This window comes from Streptomyces sp. NPDC127197 (assembly GCF_042672405.1).
In the GTDB taxonomy this organism is placed as follows: domain Bacteria; phylum Actinomycetota; class Actinomycetes; order Streptomycetales; family Streptomycetaceae; genus Streptomyces; species Streptomyces flavusporus.
On sequence record NZ_JBHXVG010000117.1, the window covers coordinates 1 to 3,080 of the forward strand.

Annotated in this window: 1 protein-coding gene; it reads right to left on the reverse strand. The window is 72.8% G+C overall.

The genetic code is table 11. The annotated features are described in order from the left end of the window. Positions 1 to 3,080: type I polyketide synthase (locus ACFVJQ_RS45710; RefSeq protein ID WP_385791893.1), on the reverse strand; the 3,080-nt coding region annotated here is incomplete at both ends.

The window sequence follows — 3,080 nt, forward strand, 5'->3', positions numbered from 1 at the left end:
GCGATGCCGACGCCGCTGATGCCGGCCAGGTGTTCCGCGACCGTGTCGGCGGATAGCGGGATGGAGGCCATGGTGCCCAGCCCGGCGAGGTGCCGTCCGATGATCTGCGCGCGGACGGCGACGACCTTGGCCGCGTCCTCCAGCGACAGTGCACCCGCTACCGCCGCGGCAGCGATTTCGCCCTGGGAGTGGCCCACGACTGCGTCGGGACGTATGCCGAGGTGTTGCCAGGTGGCGGCCAGGGAGACCATCACGGCCCAGGTGACGGGCTGGATGACGTCGACACGGTCCAGCTCCGCGCGGGAGCGCAGAACCTCGGTCAGAGACCAGTCGACATAGGGCGCCAGCGCCTCCTCGCAACGGGCGATCGACTCCGCGAACACCGGGACGCTGTCGAGGAGATCGGCGCCCATGCCGGCCCACTGGGTCCCCTGCCCCGGAAAGACGAACACGGTCTTACCGGTCTCGTCGGGCGCGATGCCTTGCACGACATGGGGTGAGGGCTCGCCGTGGGCGAGGGCGTCGAGGGACTTGAGGAGTTCACCGGGGCTGCTGCCCAGCGCGACCGCCCGGTGCTCGAACGCCGACCGGGTCGTGGCCAGCGCGTGGGCGACGGCGGCGGTGTCCAGGTCCGGGTGTCCCTCCACGTACGCGCGGAGCTGCCGTGCCTGGGCGCGCAGGGCGTCCGCGGTCCGGGCGGAGATCACCCACGGCACCACGGACGGGTCGACGGACGGGTGCTGATCCTGGCCGGTGGCGGTGGGCGGCTGCTCGATGATGGCGTGCGCGTTGGTGCCGCTCACACCGAAGGAGGAGATGCCGGCGCGGCGGGGCCGCCCGGTGTCGGGCCAGGGCTGTTCCTCGGTGAGGAGGGTGACAGCTCCGGCGTCCCAGTCGACGTGGCTGGTGGGCTGGTCGACGTGGAGGGTGCGGGGGAGCAGGCCATGATGCATGGCCATGACCATCTTGATGACACCGGCGACGCCGGCGGCGGCCTGGGTGTGGCCGATGTTGGACTTCACCGAGCCCAGCCAGAGCGGCTGTTCGGCGGGGCGGCCCTGGCCGTAGGTGGCGAGAAGGGCCTGGGCCTCGATGGGGTCACCGAGGGTGGTGCCGGTGCCGTGGGCCTCGACCGCGTCGACCTGGTCGGGGGTGAGGCCGGCGTTGGCGAGGGCCTGCCGGATGACGCGCTGCTGGGAGGGGCCGTTCGGCGCGGTCAGGCCGTTGCTGGCGCCGTCCTGGTTGACGGCGGTGCCGCGCACGATGCCCAGCACGGGGTGTCCATGGCGTTCGGCATCGGAGAGCCGCTCCAGCAGGAGCATGCCGACGCCCTCGCCCCAGCCGGTGCCGTCGGCGGCCTCGGCGAACGCCTTGATCCGGGCGTCGGCAGCCAGTCCCCGCTGCCGGCTGAACTCCACGAAGACCTCAGGAGTCGACATGACCGTCACACCGCCCGCGAGAGCGAGCGTGCACTCCCCGGAGCGGAGCGACTGAGCGGCCATGTGCAGGGCGACCAGCGAGGAGGAGCAGGCCGTGTCGACCGTGACGGCCGGGCCCTCCAGGCCCAGCGTGTACGCCACCCGCCCCGACGCCACACTGCCCGCGATGCCGGTGCCGAGATAGCCCTCGACCGTCTCCGGGACCTGCCGGAGCAGGGTGGCGTAGTCCTGCCCGTTGCTGCCGACGAAGACACCGGCCTTGCTGCCGCGCAGCGACTTCGGGTCGATGCCGGCGCGTTCGAGGGCCTCCCAGGAGATCTCAAGGAGCAGCCGCTGCTGCGGGTCCATGGCCAGGGCCTCGCGCGGGTTGATGCCGAAGAAGGCCGCGTCGAACTCGCCCACACCCTGGAGGAAGGCACCTTCCCGCACATAGGACGTGCCGGAGCGGTCCGGGTCGGCGTCGTACAGCGCCTCCAGGTCCCAGCCACGGTCGGGGGGGAACGGCGAGACCGCGTCACCGCCGGCCGCCAGCAGCGCCCACAGCTCCTCGGGCGTGCGAATCCCACCCGGGAAGCGGCAGCTCATGGCCACGATCGCGATCGGGTCGTCGTCGGAGACCGTCGCACCGAGAGCGGAGGCCTGCTCGGTTGCGGCACCGTCGCCCCCGAGACCGGGGAACTCGCCCAGCACATGCCGGGCCAGCTCGCCCGCCGTCGGGTAGTCGAAGATGACGCTGGTGGTCAGCCGCAGCCCGGTGGCCGCGTTGAGCCGGTTGCGCAGCTGGACCGCGCCGAGCGAGTCGAAACCGAGGTCCTTGAACGCCCGGTTCGGGGCCACCGACTGCGGACCGGCGTGGCCGAGCACCAACGCCGCCTGCGTCCGCACCAGTTCCAGCAACAGCTCCTCACGCTTCACCGCCGTCAGCGCGGCCAGCCGCTCGGCCAGCGACGACTCCTCGCCGCGCTGCCCGCCGCCGGACGCGGCCGGACCGGCCGCCGCCCGCAGATCCTGTACGTCCGGCAGGTCGGAGATGAGCCGGCTGGGCCGGGCGGCGGTGTACGCGGGCACGAATCGGGCCCAGTCGATGTGGGCGACGGTCACCGTCGGTTCGCCGCGTCCGACGGCCTGGCCCAGCGCGGTGAGCGCGAGGTCCGGCGCCATTGGGGGGAACCCGCTGCGGTGCAACTGCTCGGCCGCAGCCTGCCCCGTTGCCATCCCGGAGTCCGCCCAGGCCCCCCAGGCCACCGAGGTCGCGGGCAGTCCCAGCGCATGCCGCCGCTGTGCCAGCGCGTCCAACTGGGCGTTCGCCGCCGCGTAGTTGGCCTGACCCTCGTTGCCGAAGGTCGCGGCTGCCGAGGAGAACAGGACGAAGGCGTCGAGGTCGAGGTGCCGGGTGTGCTCGTCGAGCAGTGCGGCGGCGGTGGCCTTCGGCCGCAGGACGGTGTCGAGCCGGTCGACGGTGAGGTGGTCGAGCACTCCGTCGTCGAGGCCGCCGGCGGTGTGGACGACGGCGGTCAGGTCGGGGTGGTCGGTGACGAGTGCGCGTACGGCGTCGGAGTCGGAGACGTCGCAGGCGGCGAAGGTCACCGTGGCGCCGATAGGGGTGAGTTCTGCTCGCAGCGCGGCGGCACGGGGAGCCTG